We start from the raw sequence: 21,823 nt of genomic DNA on the forward strand, positions 1-21,823 counted from the left end.
TCTGTTTCCCGTCCTAGGTTTTTGTAGGTTTTCCTAGGACGGGAAACAGAAACACACAAGCATTGATTTAGTCAAGCCTCGATAAAGGATTTTATGTTTTAGTTCTAAATCATGAAGGAGAACGATGAAATGATGTCTGAGGTTAGAGTCTCGGTTGTCGTTCCCACATACAATGAGAGAGAAAATATTGATGAGTTGCTAAGCAGGATTAACACGTCATTAAGTGGTGTTGATTACGAGGTAGTTGTAGTTGATGATAATTCTCCTGACGGGACTGCAGAGCGTGTTATAGAACTCTCAAGCATATATCCAGTTAAGCTAGTTAAGAGAGCTGGTAAGTTCGGACTGTCTTCAGCTATCCTAGATGGAGTTAAGGTGTGTAGGGGCGACTACGTAGTAGTGATGGATGCTGACCTCCAGCACCCTCCTGAAGTGATTAAGGACCTCCTGAGCTACGTGGGTGAATGTGATGTAGTTGTCGCTTCTAGATATGTGAAAGGGGGTGGCGTTGTAGGGTTTCCGCTGACGAGACGTGTTATTTCTTTAGGAGCTACGTATATGGCTAGAGTATTAATTCCTCAAGCTAGGAAAGTTAGAGACCCTCTCTCAGGTTTTTTCCTGGCTAAGAAAGAACTCATAGAGAAGACTGAACTTGCAGTACCAAGCGGTTACAAGACACTTCTCGAGATAATATCACAACATAGTGACCTGAAAATATGCGAAGTGCCCTACATATTCCGAGCAAGAGTTAGAGGCAAGTCTAAGCTGAGTAGGAGAGAAATACTTAACTACGTGAAGCAGCTACTCATGATCATGCCTGATTATTACAAGTTTGCTATAGTGGGCGCTTCTGGGGTTTTCGTTAATCTAGGTGTTTTGTGGTTTTTGAGTTACATACTCTTAATACCACACTTCATTTCTTCAATAATAAGTATTGAAGCCTCTCTAATTAATAACTTCGTCTGGAATGATTTATGGACGTTTAAGAAGAGGAGGTTCGGAAAGCGCTGGCGGAGGCTCTTGAAATATCATGGTTCGACGATAGTAGGTATCCTAGCACAGTATGTCGTCTCACAAATCGCTTACTACACGTTATTGAGAGAATCACTGACTTCTCAAGCGCTAGGCGTCTTAACAGGGTTTGTAGCTAACTATCTCATTAGCAAGAAGTACGTGTGGACACAACCTAGACAGACTATGAGGATTGAGTCTCGCCTCTCATCTTAGTCAATACCTTGTTATACAGCATGTTAAGTATTTTCCTCTTATCCTCCATCAAGACCACGTCGCTATAGCCTTGAACAATTAGATTGTGGCTGAATGGACACGGTACTTCTAAGGATGTTATGAATTCTATAGTTATCTCTCCAGACTCTATCTTCTTAAGAACTTCTTCAGCGTGCTGTATGTCCATAGAGTCTTCAAGGACTTCCCTATATGCCTCGACTAGCAGGGGATAGCCAGGAATCTTCTCAGAGATCTTTAGCAGGGTTTCAGAATTTATTTCTCTCCTATTAACGCTTGTCTCGACCCCTCTATAAACTTTGAGGAGTGCTAAGGATCTCTCAGCAACATGTCTAAACTTCCTCTTAAGGATTTCGCTCCTCCTAAGAGCTTTGACGAGAGTTCCTCTAAGCTTGACACTACTTAACGTACTCACTAGATTCTCGACTACTGAGATATCCGTGATCGTGTTTGGAGGGAGTGTCAGCATGAAACCATTATCTGATATAGTTACTCTTACTGGAACACCTAACTCGTTACTGAATACGTGTGCGTAAGCTCTTGACAAGACTTGATTTACTCTTCTGCCGAAGAGGAAATGAAAAATTAAGTTCTGTGAGTTTTCCTCATTCCAGAGCTCTATAAGGAGTTTCTTGTTGGTAGGAACAACTTTACAGACTTTAATTTGCTCCCACACATACTGAGTTATGTATCTAGCTTCTCTCTTCCCTAACTGATACATAGAAGATACTAGCTTAGCAGCTCTCTTCACACCATACTTAGAAATCAGTTCACTTACTAAACCTCTAAAAGCACCTACCTCTAACGCCGAATCATACGTTAGTGGCAATGCCTCAGAAAACCATGAAGGTACTGTAGGTCTTTGCCCTTCAGCGTTTTTAACTATTACTTTAAGACCCTCACTTCTCACAAACATGTATGTCTTGCCTCCCAATACGAAGATGTCGCCGGGCTCGAGAAAACTAACGAATTCTTCTTCTAAGTCGCCTATATACTTGCGTCCTTCAAGAAATACTCTCATCTTAGTTTCGTCAGGTATTGCTCCCGCGTTGAGGTAGTATATCATTCTGGCTGACTTCTTCTTACCGAAAACCCCCTCTTCCTCATCTAACCAGATCTTAGAGTAAACTGGTATGTCGTCAGGTATGTCTTCATACCTGCCTGCTAAATACCTCAACACGCTGAGGAACTCCTCGTAAGTAAGTCTAGAATAGTTATAGGCTCTCTTAATGACCTTGTAAGCTTCTTCAACACGCCATTTCTTCTCGAGAGACATGCCGACAAGTACTTGAGCAAGTATGTCAAGAGGCTTCATAGGTATGTGTACGTTGTCTAGCTTCTTGAGTCTAGCTAAGTACGTAAGAACAGATATTTCAACTAAGTCGTCTCTGTCGACAGCTACTAAATATCCTCTACTTACATCACGCACGTTATGTCCTGAGCGGCCAACTCTCTGTAAGAGTCTCGTGACACTCTTGGGACTGCTTAGCAGTACTACTGCGTCAATATACCCTATATCTATCCCTAGCTCAAGTGATGTGGAGCTAACGACGACCCTCAACTTACCTTCTTTCAGTTTATTCTCTACTTCTAACCTGACGTCCCGACTTAAGGAGCTGTGATGTGCTTCTATCTCGTCTAAATCCTCAACACTATTTCCTGCTAGAATTTTCTTCAGCTTATGAACTACTCTCTCGGTAGAGCTTCTCGTGTTAGTGAATACTAGTGTTGTTCTATGAGAATTAACTATCTTTTTTAATTCTCTATATATAGACTCATTAAGTTCCTCAGCACTAGCAGTAACTATGTTGACTCTAGGCGTAATTACGTGCAGGTCTACCGGCTTAACAAATCTCGCGTCGACTATCACGCAGTCTCTAGAATTACCTGAGTCATCATAACCTACAAGAAACTTAGCAACTTCTTCTAGGGGTGATATCGTGGCGCTCAGACCTATCCTCTGAATCCTCCTGCTTACTAGTTCTTCTAGCCTCTCTATAGTTAGAGTTAGTAAAGCCCCCCTCTTACTTGAGGCTAGTTCATGAATCTCGTCTACGACAACCCACCTAACACTCTTCAGCTTCTCTCTGAATTTCGGAGCTGTTACGGATATAGCTAGTGACTCGGGAGTCGTTATGAGTATGTGGGGAGGCTTAACGAGCATTCTCGCTTTTTCTGTTGGGGAAGTGTCGCTAGTTCTAACACTAATTCTTATCTCAGGTAGGTCTAAACCTCTCTTCTTAAGGGCGTATTCACGTATCTCCAGGACGGGCTGAATTAAGTTTTTCCTCATATCATTATTTAAGGCTCTAAGCGGCGACACGTAGACGACGTACACGTAGTCTTCTAGCAACCCTAACTCGGCATCACCGAGTAACTCGTCTATCACTGGCAGAAAAACTGCTAGAGTCTTTCCTGTCCCGGTAGGAGACGATATCAGTACATTCCTACCCTCTTTTATTTTAGGTATCGCCATTAGCTGGGGAGGCGTGAACTTCCCGAATCTGCTCTTAAACCACTCTATCACGTAGTCTCTTAAATATTTACTTAAGTCACACTCACTAGTGCACTCGCCAACTACCTCAGTCAGTCACTCTCCCCGATATAGTTCTTAACTCGTCAACATAATTAGCTTAAAACATGAGGGTTTAAACCTTCTAAAAACAATCTTTATCTGGGTGTGAGTAGTGATTAAGTTAGTCATAGGACTGATAATAACTTCACTCTTCCTGATCTCAGTTGTGGCAGGGCTTAATGCTTCACAACAACTAAGTCTCGTCGTGAGAGAAGCACTCAAAGAGCAGTTTAGCCCTTTAACAAGATACTTTAATACATCAGACCCTACGTCACTACTCCTGCTAAGCCTAACTATATTCTTTAACAATATGAGGGTAGCGTTCCTAAACATAGTTTTAGGAGTATCTCTAATAGGTCCTGCAGGAATCATGGTAGTCAACGGATTCGTAGTAGGGCTAGTCCTTTCAGCACAGGAAGACATAGCTAGGGGAGTATTGGTCATAATCCCTCACGGAGTCTTAGAGATTCCCGCACTAATTTACTCAGCTGTCTTAGGAACACACCTAGGACTAACGATATTACTGAACATACGTAAGAACCCAGCGAAAATCAAGGAAGTATTTAGAGACGTAATACGTAAGATACCGATAATAGCCTTAATGCTTATCCTGGCAGCACTAATAGAAGTCTTCATCAGCTTGCTAATAGTGGCTCCTCTAGTCAGCAGTTTCTGAGTGGTTGCCCGTGCCCATTAGCTATGCTATTTTAGTTATTTTGGTTGTTTTGGTTTTTCTGGGTACGGGTTCATCCCACCTGGTTATCTCCTTTCTCCCCGCCTACGGTTCCAGGGGTGTCGTAGGGGTCCCCAGAGCCATCGGTGAAGAGTGGTTCACAGAGCCTCGTCCCTCGCCAACGGCTCATCAGCTCATCGGCTCCCAGTCACTAAAACACGTGGATGCTTATATACCTTTACGTCAGCTCCCGAAACCCACATAAATAACCCAAAATAACCAGAAAAACCAAAAACTAAGTAACACGCAGACAGTCTTTCTTGAGGACTTATAACTGGTTACTCCAGTAGTTAATTGATGATGAGAGTCATGCCCGCCGAGTAGATGAAGACCTTCGAGGGTATCTGAACATTACTCCCCTATATTCCTAAGCCCTCAGCTTCTCTTTTTATCGTAGGTTTTTCTGACACTACAGCGTAGACTTTAAGATTCCTTGACTTAATGTAGTTTTCAGGAGAGTTGACGTTTAGTGCTATTATGCGGATATTCTTAGCTTCGGCTTCTTTAGCTATCCTACTCCTCAATAGAGCCATAGGAATGATTAGGTACTTCACACTCAACTCATGGAGCTTGCTGACGTTCGGGTATGGGTTGAGGACTTCAAACCCTATACCTAACCTCTCAAGCTTAACAGTCTCCAAGACACTCAAGTCATTCATGACAGCCACGAACTCTATGTCAGGTAATTCCCTAGCTATTTGATCTAACTTTTCTAAGACCTCGCAAGTCTTGACTCTAAGCACTACATGCGCTCGAGTCTTTAGTTTAGAGAGGCTTGAGACCAAGCTCATAAGCTTCTCATCAACTTCCTCAAAAGGCTTACCCAGGTAGACCCCGCTTACGTCTCTGTGTTTCTCAATAGTTTGGAGTAATGAGTCAATATCGTCAAACTCAATTACTTCTAAGAGTAGGTGCGGTTCCCCACTTACTATTTTTTCTTCAGCCATTACTTACCACCTCAGTCTTCCAGATTTTATGTCGTTAGTTACTTCCTCAACGTCTTTCACGGTATCTATAGATCTCCAGTAATTGTTTAAGAACTTAACTCCGTAGAGTCTGCCTTCTCTAGCTAATTGAGGAAACGCTGTTTTCTCTATATCGCCTACGTCAGGCAAGTACTCAAAGATGTTGTTCCTCATCACGTAGACTCCAGCGTTTATTAAGTAGTCTTCTATGCTGGGTTTTTCTACGAAGCTCTCAACCCTTCCTACCTCAGATATCTTCACTACACCGTAGGGCGACTTGAGAGGTACTAACGCTATTGATGCTACCGCGTCATCACGGTCTTCTAAAACCTTAGCTAGCTTGCTTATGGGAATATCTGTCAGTACGTCTCCGTTAAGAGCTACGAAAACCTCGTTTCTTAGGTAGGGTTCGGCGTTCTTGATGGCGCCGCCAGTACCTAATGGTGAGTCTTCTATGACATAAGTTACGCTAACACCGAATCTCTTGCCAGACCCGAGAAACTCGATGAGTTTCTCGTACCTGTAGCCAGCCAAAATAATCACTGTAGTAATGTTATTCGCTTTAAGCCACTCAAGCTGCCACTCAATGATGGGCTTTCCAGCCACCTCAACGAGAGACTTAGGAATCTCTTCTGTTAAGGGTCTTAACCTTTTGGCTAAGCCCCCTGCTATGATTGCGGCCTTCACGTAAGACCCCAGTAAGATATCGTTAAGATAAAATAAGGTTTTAAGTCTAGAAGCCTTTATGAAGAGATTTAAAGTGGGCTGATTTAGCTATGTGTAGTAGAGCTTGCAGAAAAAGCATATCACTTCATTTACTTTGACTTCATTTTTTATTATCTTTAGTGAGTATTCTTTAACGTATGTAGCATACTCGGTATTTTCTAGAAGTTTCTTAACTAGCCTCTTATTAGACCTTCTCTCAGCCAAGTAGTTAGAGACTGCTGCAGGAGCTATGCCGAGCAACTTAGCCGTCTTATAAACACTCAAGCCATAGTCTCTAACCATAGTTATAGCTAGGGCAGCCCTAACAGCAGGCATCAACTCCTTCGTAGTTCTCTCACATTGTGGAGGACTCAAATTACTCACTAAGTGTTGAGTGTATGAGCCTTATTAAATATTAACGCCGTGAAAGTTGCAGAACCTCCTTAACACAAGACTCAACACATTCTCTAAACTCGTCGCTGGTCCTGAAGGAATACTCCGAACACTTCTCTCTACAGAAGCTCACGGCATGAGTTCTTGCCCTATTATCTGTGAATTCATTAATCATTTAAAGCACCTTGCTAGATTCCCCGTAGATTGTTAGCTGAACATCAGGTTTTAAGTTTTCTTATTTTAGTGTCTTAAAAATTCGCGATCTTTGTAGAGGTCTGACCACGCTTGTTGCGCTTATTATTAGTCTTACTAGTTTATATTTAGTGGCGCTTAACTTAGGTGATGCTGTAGTGAAGTATGTGGTTAGAGCGAAGATAGAAGTTGCTGGTGTGGTTGAGAAGCCAGACATTATTGGCGCTATCTTCGGGCAAACAGAAGGTTTGTTTAGTCCTGAATACGACTTAAGAGAACTCCAAGATAAGGGTAGGATAGGCAGGATAACTGTCGAGGTTAAGCAATCTGATAGCAAGACTGTCGGGGAGATAATAATACCGTCAAATCTCGATAAAGTTGAGACAGCCTTGATAGCGGCCCTGATAGAGACTGTAGATAGAGTTGGCCCCTACACTACTAAGATTAAAGTCGTGGAGATAATTGATTTGAGGCAAGAAAAGCTAAAGAAGGTGATAGAGAGAGCTAAAGAAATACTGAGAGACATAATGCAGGAGAAGGCTGTAGATATCAAGGAAGTCTTAGCACAGATTAGTGAGGCCGTAAAAGTAGGTGAGATTATTGAGTACGGGCCTGAGAGGCTGCCTGCAGGTCCTGAGGTAGAGACTTCAGACACTCTCATAATAGTTGAGGGGAGGGCAGACGTAATAAATCTTCTCAAGTACGGCTATAAGAACGTGATAGCTGTTGAGGGAGCTAAGGGCGAGATCCCGAAAACTCTCATCAACTTAGCTAACAACAAGAAAAAAGTCTTGGTGTTTGTTGATGGCGATCGTGTAGGTGCTATGATAGCTAAAAACCTAGCTAATGTGATCAGGATAGACGCAGTAGCTAGAGCTCCTAGCGGGCGTGAAGTCGAGGAGCTCACGGGTAAGGAAATCCAGAAAGCGCTGAAGAATGCAGTACCCTTACAAACCTTCCTTCAGTCGTTGGCAGCTGAAATTACACCAGCTAAGGCAACGACTGCCGAGACTGGAGTGACTGAAGCTACCACTATTCAAGTTCCTGAGACTGAAGCTATCCCTAAGACTGTTGAGGTTTTAGAGACTTATATGATACCTAATAAAGTCCTTGACGTAATAAACAGCTTGAAGGGCACGCTAGAAGCTCTCTTATATGACGAGAATTGGAGTGAGGTAGATAAAATACCTGTGAAGGACTTAGTCGATTATATATTGACTACTGAGAAGTCCGTCTATGCGATAGTTATGGACGGCGTCGCCACACCCAGACTGATTGATGCGGCGGCAGTCAAGAACGTAAAGTTCATATTGTGTTATAGGGTAGCTACCATAACGAAGAAACCTGCTGACTTAATTATCTTAACTTTTGACGAGCTACTTCAGTAGGTAAGGCCTCACTTCCTGCTGAGAAAGTCTGCGAGTGTTTTTCCTCTAGGGGCAGTTAGTTGTTTTTCTGTGATGCCAAAATACGATAATATCCTGAGTGCAGCAGGTATTACCTGATGAGTCACATAGTACTCGACGTCAATGTCTTGCGGCTTGGCTTCTATGTATGGCCTTGCCCTAGAAGATATGCCGCCCGAACCCTTAACTATCACGTAGCCTATCTTACTGCCTACATCTACTCTCACACCAAGCTTCTCGAGCCTCTTAGCTGCAGTTACGTGCGGCGCCTCTACCTCATATTCCTCAGCCTTCTTAGTGAGAGTTTTCCATATGATTAGCTTCTCTAAACTTACTTTATTAGTTCTCAGTTCTTCTATGATTCTCCTGACATAGTTTACTGCCTCATTGACGTTCTTAGTTGTTAGCACGATCTTAGCTACTTCTTCTTGAACGTCTTTAGCTATGTCAGTCCAGTCGCCTCTCACAGCCTCAAAACCTACGATGTCTATTCTACCGTCTTCTGTTAACCCTACATATCTCTTCTTAGCTTCAGTGAAGAAAACTCTCTTATATATCTTGTCTACTTTAATCTCAAGACCTAACTCCTCATACACTTTGCTAATGAAGCTGTTTACTAGGTCTCTCACGTAGCTAACGAAAAGAGAGTCTGTATCGCCGTACACGACTTTCAAGCCCAGCTTCCTAGCTAAGTCGATAGCTTTAGATATTGTTCTCCTCCCTAAGGCAGTTATGCTCTCAGCACCCTCTTTAAAATACCATCTTGCCCCGACCCAACCCATATAGCCGTAAGACGCGTTAGCGAGAATCTTGAGTGCTCTCTGTCTTTCGTCAAGGATCCTATACTCAGGGCTTTCAGGGTCTAACTTCTTCATTAAGGAACGTATCTCGGCCCTCAACTTGAGTAGTGTCGTGAGGACATTCTTGTAGAAGCCCGGCGGTTCTTTAAGAAACTTGTAGCCTAATTCCTCAATCAGGTAACACGTTGATTCGTCACAATCTCCCGTAACGAAAGTGTCGGGGCTCACGTTATACTTGATCATTAGGTTTGGGTACATGGAGGTGAAGTCCAGCACTACTATGTCTTCATGCACACCCTTAACAGGCTCAAGCACTATAGCGCCTTTATAGGGCTCGTAAGGTCTCTCAACTCTATTAGGTATGAGTTCTCCGTATTTAACCGCCTCACGCATCAGGTACCACTCAAGCCTATACCCAACAGAAGCAGCGCCGACTTGGTCTAGAGGGAGTCCTGTCAGGTTAGATAACTGGATCGCGAAGGGGAGGAACTCCCTAGCTAGTAGTAGCGTAGAGACAGCGTCGTCTCTCGCATACTTAATCAAAATATTTCTAAGTTCTTTATTGTCCCAGTATCTAGGTATCTCATGCCACGGTATTAAAACTCTTTCAGATTTCTTCATTACTCCCAGGTAGTCAGCGACTTCATCAAGAGATTTTATCTTGACTTCAGGTATTTCTTCAGCGAAGTTGTATAAGTCTACGTGTAGTCTGCCGGGAACTGATATATGCCCGTAAGCTGACTGGCGAGGAATCCCTCCCTTAACCCTCCCTACATCAAGTCTTACCTTAAGTACCTGAGACCTCTGGAGGAGGTATTGCCAGTCAAACATGTTAGAGTTATACCCTACTATCACGTCTGGGTCGTACTCGTTAACATACTTCACAAACTCTTCAATTAGTGTTGCGTCACTTTCTCCGTCTTCCTTAGTTAATACCTTGACTTCTCCTTCATCATTAGCTACGGCTATGATTATCACCGGATTTTTCTCAGGCATGAGAGACCCTAGAGGACTGTAGACTTCTATGTCGAAAGCGAGGATCTTAAGTTTCGGGGGCCTTGAATCTTCTAGTCTATTGAGTTCTCCTCTTAACATGTAGGTGTTTTTTACCCTGAAACTACCTGAGGGTACTTCATCGACTTCAGCTTCATACCAGCTACAAGGGGAGACGTCTTTATCTAGTATGTAACGCATAGAGAACCTGATGTCTGCTTCAAGGAATTCGGTGATGCCGTCTATCTTAGTGACCTCTTCTCTATACTCGCGTACGGCTTCAGGAATTACCGTAGTTATCTTGAGTGTTCTGACTGGCTTGCCATAATACCTCTTAACAGTCTCACTCACGTCTATTATGGGAGACTTAGGCTTGCTTAAAGTCTTCACCTTCCTCACAATACTCTCTACGTCAGCACCTTCCTTCAAGAGGGCGTAGAAGTACGGTCTGAAGGAAGAGTCTTTAATAAGTATGGGTTCGGAATTCTCGTTAAGACCCCAAAGCATTATCACCGGTAAGTTATTTTCGACTTCATAACTCACGTCAATCAAGTAAAACTTGAGTCTCATGCTTACTCCATAATGTAATTGTTTAGGAGGTAATAATTCTGAAGAAATATTCTTAAGTAGTGATGAGAGTATTTGAGACTTTCTTATACTGAAATACTTAAATGCGGCGTCTTTATTTAAGAATTGAGGCGGAGTCTATGAGTAATTCTAGAAGTTTGAGAGTGTTTGTTGCTGAGTGGCCTGAGAATCAGTTTTTTAATTTGGCTTTTGAGGAAGTCTTCTACACCGAATCTAAGCAACCTACACTTCGTTTCTGGCGTAATGATAAGGTAGTGGTTATAGGGAGGTTTCAGTCTCCTCCACTTGAGATTAACGCTGTTGAAGCTAGAGACCTCGGTATTAAGTTAGTGAGGAGATTTACTGGCGGTGGTGCCGTGTATCATGACTTAGGCAACGTGAATTACGCACTTACTTTACCGGGCTATAACCTCAGTATTGAGGAGTCTTTTAGTGTCGTTGGGTCAGCCGTCGTCGAGGCTTTAAGTAGCTTAGGAGTTAATAAAGTGTATTACCGCCCTCTAAACGATATAGAAGTTGATGGGCTGAAGGTGTCTGGCATGGCTGCGTGCAGGTCACACGATAGGGTGTTCATACATGGAGCTATGCTAGTCTCAAGTGACATATCGATACTCTGGAAGGTCCTCAAGATTTCTAGAGAGAAACTCTCTGACAAGAAGTTTACTCAGAGTAGGGTTAAGAGAGTAACTACAGTTAATGAAGTACTTGGAAAGACCGTGAGACCTGAGGAACTCTATAAAGCGATTTCAGAAGCGTTGAGTAGGAAGTTAGGTCTTGAGATTGAGTGGAGTGAGCCGCAGAAGAGTGAGTTAAAGAAGGCTCTCGACCTCTACAAGAAGAAGTACGCAACGCTTGAGTGGAACCTTAAGTACGTTGATGAGGTAAGAGACCTGGTCAGCGATGAAGAATATGAAGCATTGAAGGAAATCGCAAGACCTTCAGAAAAACAAGAAAAGTTTATTGAGGTGTTAGGTCTTGAGTAAAGCCTTGATAGTTTGTGGTGAGAAGAAACACGCTGGCGGTAAGATAGTTAAAGTATGTGTTAAAATCTTTGAGGACTTAGTAAAGGGAGTCGTGATTTCAGGAGATTTCTTCGTGGACCCTGCAGAAGACTTCGAAGAACTTCTTCAAGAACTCGCTAAGATTGAAGTAAAGAGAGAGGAGGTGACTGCCTTAGTCAGTGAGTTGTTGAAGAAGAAAAAACTAGACTTTAGTGGCATAACGATGGAAGACGTGGTGGAAGTCTTGTCTAGGGTCCTGCAACAAAATCAAGAAAGTTTTCTCAAGGACTTCTCTTCATGAGGTTAGGTAGCCAGAGAATTAGTTGTGGGAACAGTATCAGCAAGACTAGGACGCTGAACACGGCTATCAGTAGAGGGATGCTCTCCTTACCTATGTCCTCAAGCTTAGCACCACTTATTCTGGACGTTACGTAGGCGTTGACAGCTACTGGCGGGGTTACTTGACCTATCGCTAGATTTATAGTCATTAAAACACCGAACCATATCAGGTCCCAGCCAAAGTGATTTATTATCGGTAGCATTATCGGTAGGAATATGTAGTAGATCGAGATAGCGTCAAGGAACATTCCAGCAAACAACAGTATCACCATGAACAACAACATCACAAACAGAGGTTCTTGAGTGAGGCTTAGGGTCCACCCTACAGTAGCTTCCACTAACCCTGCTGTCTGTTCTGCCCACGAGAAGAGTCCTGCGAATGCAACAACGAACATGACTACTGAAGAAACCTCGACTGAGTCAGCTAGTATCTTTATTACGTCTTTCAGGGTTATCGTTCTGTAGACTACTAAACCTAAGAATAGGCTGTAAGCTACCGCGACTACAGCTGCTTCTGTTGGTGTGAAGACACCTGCGTATATGCCGCCTAATATTATTATTGGCGCTAAGAGCCCTGAAATAGATTCTTTGAAAGTTATCCAAACTTCTTTTGGAGAAGGTTTTTCAGACCCTCTGTACCCCCTCCTCAAAGAAATTAAATAAGCGGTCACAGACAACACGGCTCCTAAGATGAGTCCAGGTATTACTCCAGCAATGAAAAGAGCTCCTATGGATACATTGAGGATAGTTCCGTATATTATGTAAGCGACGCTCGGTGGGATAATTATGGAGAGACCGGCCACCGTAGCAACTAGAGACGCTGAGAATGCCTTTCCATAGCCTGCCTTGATGAGATAGGGTATCAGGATGACCCCTATTGCAGCGGCAGACGCGGGTCCGGAGCCCGATACGGCTCCCCAAAACGTACCTATGAGAACTGTCGCTATTGCAAGTCCTCCAGGCAACCAACCCACGAGCGCTTTAATGAACTTGGTAATCTTCTCAGCTACACCAGCTTTCTCCATAACTATTCCAGCAAACACGAAGAATGGTATTGCGAGGAGCGGGAACTTAGCTATGTTGCCGTAGAAGTTAGGTGCTATGACGCTCACGCCATAATTGTAGTACCATATAGAGAATATTGATGCCACGCCTAAAGCAGTCCCTATAGGGGCTCCAGTCAAGAGTATGACTATAAAGATCAGAAGTATTAATATGGAGGGGCTTATCACTTAGTCCTCACCCGTATAATACGTTGCGTTATCCTAGCAGTCACGGCTAACGAGCAGAGTAACATGCCCGTATAGTATACCCACATCGGTATGTCTAGAGCCATGCTAGACGTGCGGTAGACGGTTATTTCTCTGTATATTAACACTGATGTCAAGTATATTACCACGATAAAAACAGAGAGACTTAAAACTAGACCCAAGGTTGTTAGGAATTTCTGGATATTTTGTGGTGTCTTCTCTTTAAGGAAATTCATGCTTAGGTGTGAGCCTCTCTTAAACGCTATAGCTATGCCTAGTAGAGTTACCCAGACAAAAAAGTTTACTTCTACTTCTTCTATGAAGGCTAGTGAGGCTTTTAGAAGATATCTAGATAACACGTTAATAAAGGCTACTAGAAACATTAAAAATAAGAGTATCGCTGACACGTATTCCTCGATATTGCTGGCGAGTGTTGTGAGAACCTTGTTCTTCCTCATCATGTTGACCCCAAATATATCTATCTCACAGGATTTCTCTACACGATATTCCATTAAAAAATCATGAGCTAAGACGTGGGTATCTGGACCGTTATGCCGAGTTTGTTTCTTATGTCATTGATTGCTGCTTGAACTAGTTCATTACCAATCGTAGGGACCCACTTACTATAAACGCCAGCCATTTTCTGTTTGAAGGCTTCCCTCTGTTCTGCACTAAGGAACGTTACCTCCATGCCTTTACTCTGTAGGTAGCTTATAGGGTCTGTTATTTCTGGTGTGTATTTGAATTCATTCTTCAGAATGTTTAATGCTGTGCCGTCATCTAGTCCTACCCTAGCCATCGCTTTCTGCCACCTAGCAGCTTTCCTTGCAGCTTCTAAGATTATTTGTTTTGTGTTCGCGTCGAAAGACTCCCACGTATTCTTGTTTACAGCAAAGATTAGTGGGTCTATAGCATAATTCCATATCGTTATGTATTTATGGTATTCCCACAGTTTATAAGGTATTATCACTATGTTTATGGGGTTTTCTTGACCATCAACTACTCTTTGCTGAAAAGCCGTTAAAGCGTCGGCCCAGTTCATTTGCGTAGGGTCTGCTCCTAGTGCCTGGAAAGTGTCTATGAATATAGGAGACCCAACAACTCTTATCTTAAGACCAGCCAAGTCTTCCGGCTTAGTTACTGGTTGCTTCCAATTAGTTAGTTGTCTAAAGCCGTTTTCACCCCAAGCCAGTCCTATTACCCCGTAACTCTCTAATATCTGCAGTATACGTCTCCCCGCTTCTCCTTCCACGACCGCGTCTACTGCCTTGTATATATCTCCTTTGCTTCCTCCTTCAGGGAAGAAGAAGGGCAGTATAAATAGATTTAACTCCTTAACAACAGGAGCCCAATTAATCACTGAACCAATAGCAAAATCAGCGACACCCTGTGATAAGAGCTGAAATTCATTTGTTTGTTGTCCAGCAAATAACTGACCAGAGAAATATACTCTTATCTTAATTCTACCGTTTGTTCTATTATACACCTCATCGGCAAACATTTGAGCAGCCTGACCCCACGGGGACTGAGGACCTACGACAACACTCAACTTATACTCTTTTTCAGGAAGTGTCGTAGGTGTTGTAGTACTTTGCGGGCTCATTAAGGACGGAACTACTAAAGCAATGACAGCTGCTACAACTATTATAACAATACCTATGCTAATAATATAAACAGATTTCATTTATTACACCACATGGGGAAATCGTTTCTATAAGTTATAAAAATTAAGTACTTTTTAGTCAGAAAAAGATTTGGCCTAGATAGTTAAAATTAAGCGAACTATGTCTCGGTTCGTAATACTGCTAGAAAAATACTTGATCAAGTTATTAGTTAAGCTAATCACGTAAGAACCCTCTACATCAGTACATTTAGCATTACTTATTAGAAGTTTTAAGAAAGTAGTTAAATCACTATTGTAAGAGGTCTCAATTTCTCTCCATAAATCGTCGTATTCCTCGAGCTTAGTCTGAGATTTAATCCCTAATAGGAGACCTAGCTTCTCAACAGGTAAGCCTGACTCTATATGAGCAACGTATAGGAGTTCTCTCATCTTGTCTTGAGAGATCTGTCTTAGTAACATCTGACTTGAAGACATCTTATCTAGTAATTTTATAGCGTTCTCGCAATCGATTACGGGAGTTTTAGGTCTTACAGTCTCTCTAACTAGGGAGATCAAGGAAATACAAGAATCAAGTGTTTTAGATAAGTTGACACTTACTTCCTCACTCAATTCACGCCCAACTAGGTATAGTCCCAGCCTAACATAATTAATTGATTCGAGAAGAGTTTTAGTCTCGCTTACGCTTCTCTCAATGAGCTTTAAGCGCCTGTCAGTAACCCCATCTAGTAAGTACGTGAAGAGGTTGGCATAGAAAGTTAGAGAATCTACTGCCAGCACATACAGTAAAGGCTTTCTGCCCCTCTCGCCGTAGCTATGTGACTTGCCAGTCATTCTTATTATGCCATACTTTAGTAGTGTCCTGAAATGCCTATCTACCGTAGTTTGGGGAACTCCGCTCAAAGCACTCACGTAGTCGAGTATTTCGTTCTTCGTGTAGGGTCTGCCGTCCAGCATCTTATAAATTATCAAGAACCTGATCGGATTGCCTAATGCTTTAAAGTGCTTAAATAAATGCTTGCCCTGCTTGCTGATTAAGCTCGCCACTAGCAACACCTCTACTTTACAATTTCAGAGAGTTCCTTCTCTAATGCTCTTAACTTCTTTATGACCTCTTCTATGCTGCCCTCAGGTTCAGGCAAGAATATGACTCTACAGGGGAGTGCGGTAATCAACGTCTTTTTCTCTGTAAGTGATGTGAACCTAAATAACGGGAGTGCTATCAACAATCCTCTATTGACGTCTTGAGGGATATCATTCATATCTAGATTCTCTAGTATGTAAATATTTTTTCTCAACAATATGTCATGACCTAATAAAGCCGTATACTCTTGCATTCTAAGAATGTTTATGAATTCTTCGTCTATGTTAGTGTATAGGCTGAGTGAGCGGTGTTCTATGGTTCTATCTATAGATATAGCGTCAATACCTATGAAGGGGGGTTCAAGCTCGTAAGCTATGAACTCGATTAGACTCTTTGATAAGCCGGGAAAGCTCATGTACTTCTGGTTGTCACGACACCAATATTTTGACATTCCAGTCTTAAATAATAGAGCTGGTCTACGTTCCCTAGACAATTCAGCGAATTCTCCTAAGTTTATTTTATTTCTGACTTCATCTAGCGTGAGAGATTTCTTTGAGTAGTCTCTTTCTGCGTGAATTATTAGTGCTTCTCTAATAAAGAAGTCTATGGGCATATTAGTAGGGTCGACTGTTTGGTACGCGAACGTTGACGGTAAGTCCATGTGTGTGCCTAAGTGTAGCTCGAACCTTATACTGTTGCTTAGGTATTTAAAGAGTTTCGTGCCACTTAAGAGTAAGTCATGACCTATTAGTTCTAAGCTTATCTCAGCTGACTTGGGCTTAGGTATCTTAATCTCGTCGCCTTCAAGACATAGAGGTGCTGTTAAATCATATACTCTCATATAATCATCCATAATATACGACTTTTAAGACTTTAAATCTTTTACATGCAGTCGCGAGTATTTTTTGGTGTATTACATGAGTGACTTAAGTCAGGATAAGTTGTTGAGTTTCTACGAGACTATGTTGAAGATCCGAATATTTGAAGAGACTGTAGCTAAGCTGTTTTACAGTAGTGAGATACCTGGCTTCATACACTTATACATCGGCGAGGAAGCTATAGCTACTGGAGTAATCCACGCGCTGAGAAGAGACGACTACATTGTCAGCACTCACAGGGGTCACGGACACATAATAGCTAAGGGGGTCGACTTAAAGAAGTTAATGGCAGAGCTGTACGGAAAAGAGACTGGCCTCAACAAAGGTAGGGGAGGTTCTATGCATGCCGTAGACGTGAGTATAGGCGTTATGGGAGCTAACGGAATAGTCGGGAGCGGAATAGGTTTAGCAGCGGGTGTCGCTCTAGCTATAAAGTATAGAGGTAAAGATAACGTCGTAGCAGCTTTCTTCGGTGATGGAGCTTCAAACACTGGAGTCTTCCACGAAACACTAAATATGTCTTCTATATGGAAGCTTCCTGTACTCTTCGTGTGTGAGAATAACATGTACGCTGCAACAACACCTGTCAAGAAGTCCTTGTCAGTTGATAGAGTTTCTAAGAGGGCATCAGCATATAACATCGAGGGAGTCACTGTAGATGGGACAAACGTTGTTGAGGTATACGAGACTGCCGAGAAACTCGTTAAGAAGATAAGAGGCGGTGAGGGGCCCGCGCTACTTGAAGCCCTGACACTCAGGGTAAGAGGGCATTTCGAGGGAGACCCGCAACACTACAGACCTAAGGATGAAGTTGAAGAGTTCTTAAGAGAAAGAGACCCGATAGTGAAGTTCCGTGAGTACCTAATTAGTGAGGGGTTCCTCAACAAAGAAAAAGATGAGGAGATAAAGTCTAGGGTAGAGAAAGAGGTAGCCGAGGCTGTAGACTTCGCTCGGAGTAGTTCCTATCCAAAACCAGAGACTGCTTTAGATTACGTGTATAGCGAAAACAAGCTAGAATATAAGGAGCCCTCCCAGGGAAATAGAATAATAACCTACGTAGAAGCAGTCAGAGAAGCGCTAGACTATGAGATGACACTTCACGACGACGTGATAGTTCTGGGTGAGGATGTAGTAGCTGCCGGAGTATGGGGAGTTACTAAGGGTCTAGCAGCTAAGCACGGTGCTGACGTGCGCGTCATAGACACCCCAATCTCTGAAGACGGCTTCACTCTAATCGCCGTAGGTGCTGCGATGGCCGGGCTTAGAGTAGTTGTAGAGCATCGTTTCGCTGACTTCCTCTACCTGGCCATGAACGCCATATTTAATCATGCAGCTAAGTTAAGGTACATGAGCGGGGGTCAATTCAAGATACCCATCTTAGTGCGCGCCGCGATAGGCGCTGGAATCTCGGCTGCCGCTCAACACTCATCAACGAACGCGTCAATGTTTGTTAATCATCCTGGCTTGAAGGTAGTAGCTCCAGCCACTCCCTACGACGCTAAAGGACTTTTCCTCGCTTCGATACGTGACGGCAATCCAGTCATATTCTTAGAACATAAGAAGCTTTACAGAATGAGCGGGCCGGTGCCGGAGGAGGAGTATGTGATACCTCTCGGTAAGGCAAGTATTAAGAAAGAAGGCAGTGACGTGACTATAGTTACTTATTCTTATATGCTACATGAAACTCTTGAAGCAGCTAAGGAACTTAGAGAGAGATACGGTATTGACGCAGAAGTAATCGACTTAAGGACTCTCTACCCGCTAGATCGTAAGACCTTGAGAGAGTCTGTTGAGAAGACTATGAAGTTAGTTGTAGTTGACGAGGGTTGGGGACCTTGCGGTATCTCTTCAGAAGTTATAGCTACTGTTGAGGAGGAGGCTTTCGGCTACCTAGACTCTAGGCCTGTAAGAATCAACGCAGGCCACGCACCAATACCCTTCAGTCCAACACTAGAGAAAGAGATCCTGCCTAATAAAGACAAGATAGTCAAGTCTATTCTAGCAATGTTCAAGAGGTGATTGTAGTGGTTATAGAAGTAAAGATGCCCAAGCTAGGCCTAACCATGGTTGAGGGGAGAATAATTGAGTGGTTGAAGAAAGTCGGAGATAGAGTCGAAGCTGATGAAATCATAGCAACCATAGAGACTGAAAAACTTGTCGGGGATGTCAAGGCACCGGCTTCAGGCTTCCTAGCTAAGATACTCTACGAGGAAGGTAGTAAGGTTAAGATCAATGAAACGATAGCCCTGATAGCTGAGAGCAAGGAAGAGTTAGAGAGGATCATTTCGGGAGTGCCTACACAACCAACTCCTACGATATCTGAAGGAAAGGCTGAGATGGCAGGAATTTCTGGAGTTGTTCAAGCCAAGCCTGTAGGTAAGGTTAGGGCGACTCCCGCCGCAAGAAAACTGGCTGAAGAATTAGGGGTTAGCTTAGATGATGTATGGAGGCATTTTCCAGACAGGGAAATAATATCTCAGGAAGAAGTTAAAGCTTACGTAGAGAAGATAAAGAGTGTAGCTCCCAAGGTGGTTGAAGCAGGCCTGACAGTGCTTGAGGAGAGGACTCTAAGTCCTATGAGGCTTAGGATAGCTGAAAATCTGATTAGGTCTGCTAGAGAGATGGTTTTGACTACTATAACTATGGAAGTCAACGCAGACAGGTTAGAAGAACTTAGAAATGCGTTACCTAAAGACAGGAGACCTTCGGTGACTGCCTTCATTGTGAAGGCGTTAGCTAGTGCTCTGAGAGACTACAGAGAATTTAACGCGAGCTTAGAAGGTAATAAGTTGAGGATATATAGAGACATAAACGTTGGTGTGGCAGTAGCTCTTGAAGGAGGGTTAATCGTTCCAGTCGTAAGGAACGCTGATACTAAGACGGTATTTCAGATATCCGCGGAGCTAGAAGAATTAGCTAAGAAGGCTCGTGAAGGCTCTCTAAGCTTAGAAGAAGTGGCGGGTGCGACGATAACGGTCTCTAATCTAGGCATGTATGATGTTGATGTTTTCACACCTATTATTTATCCAGGGCACGTAGCGATACTGGGTGTTGGCAGAATACACGACAAGGTAGTCGTAGAGCCCACCAAAGGGTTCACTACGAGAAAGTATCTCGTACTGAGCCTCACGTTTGACCACAGAGTAACTGACGGTGCACAAGCCGCTCTCTTCCTGAGGAAGGTCAGGGAATACATCGAGAATCCATACCTACTGGTAGTGACGGGCTGAAATACACCTAACTATAAGCATGTCTCACGTATTTTATGACTTCCTCAGCGATCTTCTCTGATTTCATGTATGTTGCGTCCATGTTTAGGTATTCCCAAGCACCGAACCTTCCGTTTATGAATACTCCCAGCTTCCTTAATTCCTCTTCTGCTTTCTTGAGTATTTCAGGCCTGTTTTTGTCGTATATTATGTAGGCGTCCCTCCAGCGCCATACTTTGCTGACCTCAAGTTCAGGATTCTTTACTAGACCTATCTCTAGCAAGTCTTCGTAAGACTTCCTAACTAACTGGTCTTCAGGCACTGACCTCAGCTCGTCTTCGTTCTTGAAAGAGACTTCAGCTATTATGGAGGCTCCCTCAGGCGGCGCGTTACTTCTAGAGAAATTACTTAATACTGCTATCCTGTGTGGTAGGTGTTTCTTGTCTGGTAGGTATACCCAGTGGTAAGGTCTTACCTCACCTTTGATTCCCAGCCCTACTACAGCTATCGGTACTGACCTCAATTTCTCGAGGTCATTACTTAATCCTCCTAGAATTTCTTTGAAGGTATCACGTGATCTCTTTAATGATGCTGTATACACGACGGAGACACACTCAAAACAGTAGTCTCTAGTCTCTACTAACAGTCTATCCCTGCTTGAGAAGCTAACTCTCTTTACTTCCTGATTAGTAAGTACCTCAACTCTCTTACTACTCAGTATCTCGCTAAGTAATCCTTGCACGAGTGCTTCAATACCTCCTGATGTGGGGTAGTAGAAAGTGAGCTGGTGTGTGTACCCCTCTACGTTAATCCCTACAGCACTCATTATTATCTCCTTAATCGGCGGTGTAGGTACTCTGCCCTCAACCCATTCGAGAGTTATCTCGCTTAAGTCTGTCTTCCATATCTTTTCGTTGTAGGGTATTAGATACTTGCTAGCTATACCTTCACCAAACACGTAGGGTAGCCACTCAAGAAAGTTTTGAGGTTCTCTCAACTCATTCTTTAGTCTCTTAACATACGCTTCTACGGCACCCCAAACACACTCGAATCTCTCTTCTGGCGGGAGGTCGTGCAAGCCGTTCTCGAAGGGGTACTTAACGTATGTGCCCTTATAATATACTTTAGTATTTCTGTAGTGCTTCACATGATTACCCTTAAGAAAAGAGAGCATTTCTTTGAGTTTATCGAGGTGTTTACTGAATATTATGTGTGAGCCGCCAATATCGAATAGGTAACCACCTAACATCTCACTCTTAAGTAGTCCGCCGACCTTGTTGCTAGATTCTAACACTGTTATCTTCAGGTCCTCTCTTCTCCTCAGTAAGTGGTATGCGGTGGAGAGCCCTGCTAGCCCTCCACCAACGACACACACTCTCTTATTACTCAACCTACGTCCCTATGCCTGAATACTTTCTTAAGCTCCTCACCAACTTCTACTAAGAATATCTCTATGTGTGGCCTCACAACACCTCTAACTAGATGACCTCCCTTAACTCCCAAGTCTCTTCGACTAAGTGTTACGTGAAGGTGGGTGAAGACCGTGCCGTTGCTTCTCAGTAAGTAATTGCCTACTAGTGAGACTACCTCGATCATCCCTTCCTCACCCGAGTCTATGAATTCCGTCACGTAGGTTGAGGTTACTGGGTTGAAGTACCCTATTTCGGCTTTCTTAAGGCCGCCGATCCCTATCATGAAGCCTCCCTTAAGTCTTTCCTCAAGTATTATTCTCTCTATAGTGTCGGGGAGTATAGAACCTTCCTCTAGCTTGACAGCCTTAATCAACTACTTCACCTACTTATGTGTATTAGTTAAGTTTTAATAATTTGTTTCTAGATATTGTAGT

The 21,823-nt window shown here is 43.1% G+C and carries 19 protein-coding genes; 7 read left to right on the forward strand and 12 right to left on the reverse strand.

Annotated features, from left to right (window positions below; translation table 11 throughout):
• Nucleotides 1-111 precede the first annotated feature (111 nt).
• Complete coding sequence (locus tag QXL29_04450; GenBank protein MEM2283844.1) at nt 112-1,227, forward strand: glycosyltransferase family 2 protein; 1,116 nt, start codon at nt 112-114, stop codon at nt 1,225-1,227.
• Here the strand turns inward: QXL29_04450 and QXL29_04455 are convergent.
• The gene (locus QXL29_04455; protein ID MEM2283845.1) at nt 1,196-3,772 is read right to left on the reverse strand and encodes an ATP-dependent helicase; all 2,577 of its coding nucleotides are present in this window, start codon (nt 3,770-3,772) and stop codon (nt 1,196-1,198) included. The genes QXL29_04450 and QXL29_04455 overlap by 32 nt on opposite strands.
• Nucleotides 3,773-3,932: 160 nt before the next feature.
• Here QXL29_04455 and QXL29_04460 point away from each other — a divergent pair, with 160 nt between their 5' ends.
• Nucleotides 3,933-4,496 carry a stage II sporulation protein M gene (locus QXL29_04460; protein ID MEM2283846.1) on the forward strand — a complete coding sequence of 188 codons (564 nt, stop codon included), beginning with the start codon at nt 3,933-3,935 and terminating at the stop codon, nt 4,494-4,496.
• Nucleotides 4,497-4,912: 416 nt separating this feature from the next.
• Here the strand turns inward: QXL29_04460 and QXL29_04465 are convergent, their stop codons facing one another.
• From QXL29_04465 to QXL29_04475, 3 genes are all read right to left on the reverse strand, one after another.
• The gene (locus QXL29_04465) at nt 4,913-5,500 is read right to left on the reverse strand and encodes a hypothetical protein (protein MEM2283847.1); all 588 of its coding nucleotides are present in this window, start codon (nt 5,498-5,500) and stop codon (nt 4,913-4,915) included.
• Between the two features lie 3 nt (nt 5,501-5,503).
• Nucleotides 5,504-6,205: a nucleotidyltransferase family protein gene (locus QXL29_04470; protein ID MEM2283848.1), complete on the reverse strand. Its 702-nt coding sequence runs from the start codon at nt 6,203-6,205 to the stop codon at nt 5,504-5,506.
• A gap of 87 nt (nt 6,206-6,292) precedes the next feature.
• Complete coding sequence (locus QXL29_04475; protein MEM2283849.1) at nt 6,293-6,607, reverse strand: hypothetical protein; 315 nt, start codon at nt 6,605-6,607, stop codon at nt 6,293-6,295.
• 332 nt (nt 6,608-6,939) lie between these two features.
• On the opposite strand from QXL29_04475, the gene dnaG reads away from it, so the two are divergent.
• Nucleotides 6,940-8,196: a DNA primase DnaG gene (gene dnaG, locus QXL29_04480; protein MEM2283850.1), complete on the forward strand. Its 1,257-nt coding sequence runs from the start codon at nt 6,940-6,942 to the stop codon at nt 8,194-8,196.
• Nucleotides 8,197-8,204: 8 nt separating this feature from the next.
• Here dnaG and QXL29_04485 read toward each other — a convergent pair whose 3' ends face one another.
• Complete coding sequence (locus tag QXL29_04485; protein MEM2283851.1) at nt 8,205-10,577, reverse strand: DNA polymerase II; 2,373 nt, start codon at nt 10,575-10,577, stop codon at nt 8,205-8,207.
• A gap of 137 nt (nt 10,578-10,714) precedes the next feature.
• Here QXL29_04485 and QXL29_04490 point away from each other — a divergent pair, with 137 nt between their 5' ends.
• Both QXL29_04490 and QXL29_04495 read left to right on the forward strand, forming a co-directional pair.
• Nucleotides 10,715-11,578, forward strand: coding sequence for a biotin/lipoate A/B protein ligase family protein (locus QXL29_04490; protein ID MEM2283852.1), 864 nt, complete (start codon nt 10,715-10,717; stop codon nt 11,576-11,578).
• On the forward strand, nt 11,571-11,897 hold the full coding sequence (locus tag QXL29_04495) for a lipoate protein ligase C-terminal domain-containing protein (GenBank protein ID MEM2283853.1): 327 nt from the start codon (nt 11,571-11,573) through the stop codon (nt 11,895-11,897). Before QXL29_04490 ends, QXL29_04495 begins: the two co-directional genes overlap by 8 nt.
• On the opposite strand, the gene QXL29_04500 is transcribed toward QXL29_04495, so the two are convergent.
• The 5 genes from QXL29_04500 to QXL29_04520 form a co-directional block, all read right to left on the reverse strand.
• On the reverse strand, nt 11,878-13,167 hold the full coding sequence (locus tag QXL29_04500) for a TRAP transporter large permease (GenBank protein MEM2283854.1): 1,290 nt from the start codon (nt 13,165-13,167) through the stop codon (nt 11,878-11,880). The genes QXL29_04495 and QXL29_04500 overlap by 20 nt on opposite strands.
• Nucleotides 13,164-13,643, reverse strand: a complete 480-nt coding sequence (locus QXL29_04505; GenBank protein ID MEM2283855.1) for a TRAP transporter small permease — start codon at nt 13,641-13,643, stop codon at nt 13,164-13,166. The genes QXL29_04500 and QXL29_04505 overlap by 4 nt, the downstream gene beginning before the upstream one ends.
• A gap of 68 nt (nt 13,644-13,711) precedes the next feature.
• Nucleotides 13,712-14,869: a DctP family TRAP transporter solute-binding subunit gene (locus tag QXL29_04510; protein MEM2283856.1), complete on the reverse strand. Its 1,158-nt coding sequence runs from the start codon at nt 14,867-14,869 to the stop codon at nt 13,712-13,714.
• Nucleotides 14,870-14,944: 75 nt separating this feature from the next.
• Entirely contained in the window at nt 14,945-15,853 is a 909-nt protein-coding gene (locus QXL29_04515; protein ID MEM2283857.1) for a winged helix-turn-helix domain-containing protein, read from the reverse strand.
• An 11-nt stretch (nt 15,854-15,864) separates the two neighbouring features.
• On the reverse strand, nt 15,865-16,731 hold the full coding sequence (locus QXL29_04520) for a cyclase family protein (GenBank protein MEM2283858.1): 867 nt from the start codon (nt 16,729-16,731) through the stop codon (nt 15,865-15,867).
• A 76-nt stretch (nt 16,732-16,807) separates the two neighbouring features.
• On the opposite strand from QXL29_04520, the gene QXL29_04525 reads away from it, so the two are divergent.
• Both QXL29_04525 and QXL29_04530 read left to right on the forward strand, forming a co-directional pair.
• On the forward strand, nt 16,808-18,787 hold the full coding sequence (locus QXL29_04525; protein MEM2283859.1) for a dehydrogenase E1 component subunit alpha/beta: 1,980 nt from the start codon (nt 16,808-16,810) through the stop codon (nt 18,785-18,787).
• Nucleotides 18,788-18,792: 5 nt separating this feature from the next.
• On the forward strand, nt 18,793-19,998 hold the full coding sequence (locus tag QXL29_04530; protein MEM2283860.1) for a dihydrolipoamide acetyltransferase family protein: 1,206 nt from the start codon (nt 18,793-18,795) through the stop codon (nt 19,996-19,998).
• Nucleotides 19,999-20,005: 7 nt separating this feature from the next.
• On the opposite strand, the gene QXL29_04535 is transcribed toward QXL29_04530, so the two are convergent.
• Together QXL29_04535 and QXL29_04540 are read right to left on the reverse strand one after the other, a co-directional pair.
• Nucleotides 20,006-21,367 (reverse strand): FAD-dependent oxidoreductase, encoded by a 1,362-nt coding sequence (locus QXL29_04535; GenBank protein ID MEM2283861.1) that lies wholly within the window; start codon nt 21,365-21,367, stop codon nt 20,006-20,008.
• On the reverse strand, nt 21,364-21,762 hold the full coding sequence (locus QXL29_04540; GenBank protein MEM2283862.1) for a DNA-binding protein: 399 nt from the start codon (nt 21,760-21,762) through the stop codon (nt 21,364-21,366). Before QXL29_04540 ends, QXL29_04535 begins: the two co-directional genes overlap by 4 nt.
• Nucleotides 21,763-21,823: the final 61 nt, after the last annotated feature.

It is taken from the genome of Zestosphaera sp., from assembly GCA_038843015.1.
GTDB lineage: Archaea > Thermoproteota > Thermoprotei_A > Sulfolobales > NBVN01 > Zestomicrobium.

Bases quoted from the DNA above. Each gene is read 5' to 3' on its own strand.
- QXL29_04450 (MEM2283844.1), top strand. From the start codon at position 112: ATGAAGGAGAACGATGAAATGATGTCTGAGGTTAGAGTCTCGGTTGTC.
- QXL29_04465 (MEM2283847.1), bottom strand. From the start codon at position 5,500: ATGGCTGAAGAAAAAATAGTAAGTGGGGAACCGCACCTACTCTTAGAA.
- QXL29_04485 (MEM2283851.1), bottom strand. From the start codon at position 10,577: ATGAGACTCAAGTTTTACTTGATTGACGTGAGTTATGAAGTCGAAAAT.
- QXL29_04490 (MEM2283852.1), top strand. From the start codon at position 10,715: ATGAGTAATTCTAGAAGTTTGAGAGTGTTTGTTGCTGAGTGGCCTGAG.
- QXL29_04505 (MEM2283855.1), bottom strand. From the start codon at position 13,643: ATGAGGAAGAACAAGGTTCTCACAACACTCGCCAGCAATATCGAGGAA.
- QXL29_04510 (MEM2283856.1), bottom strand. From the start codon at position 14,869: ATGAAATCTGTTTATATTATTAGCATAGGTATTGTTATAATAGTTGTA.
- QXL29_04520 (MEM2283858.1), bottom strand. From the start codon at position 16,731: ATGAGAGTATATGATTTAACAGCACCTCTATGTCTTGAAGGCGACGAG.
- QXL29_04525 (MEM2283859.1), top strand. From the start codon at position 16,808: ATGAGTGACTTAAGTCAGGATAAGTTGTTGAGTTTCTACGAGACTATG.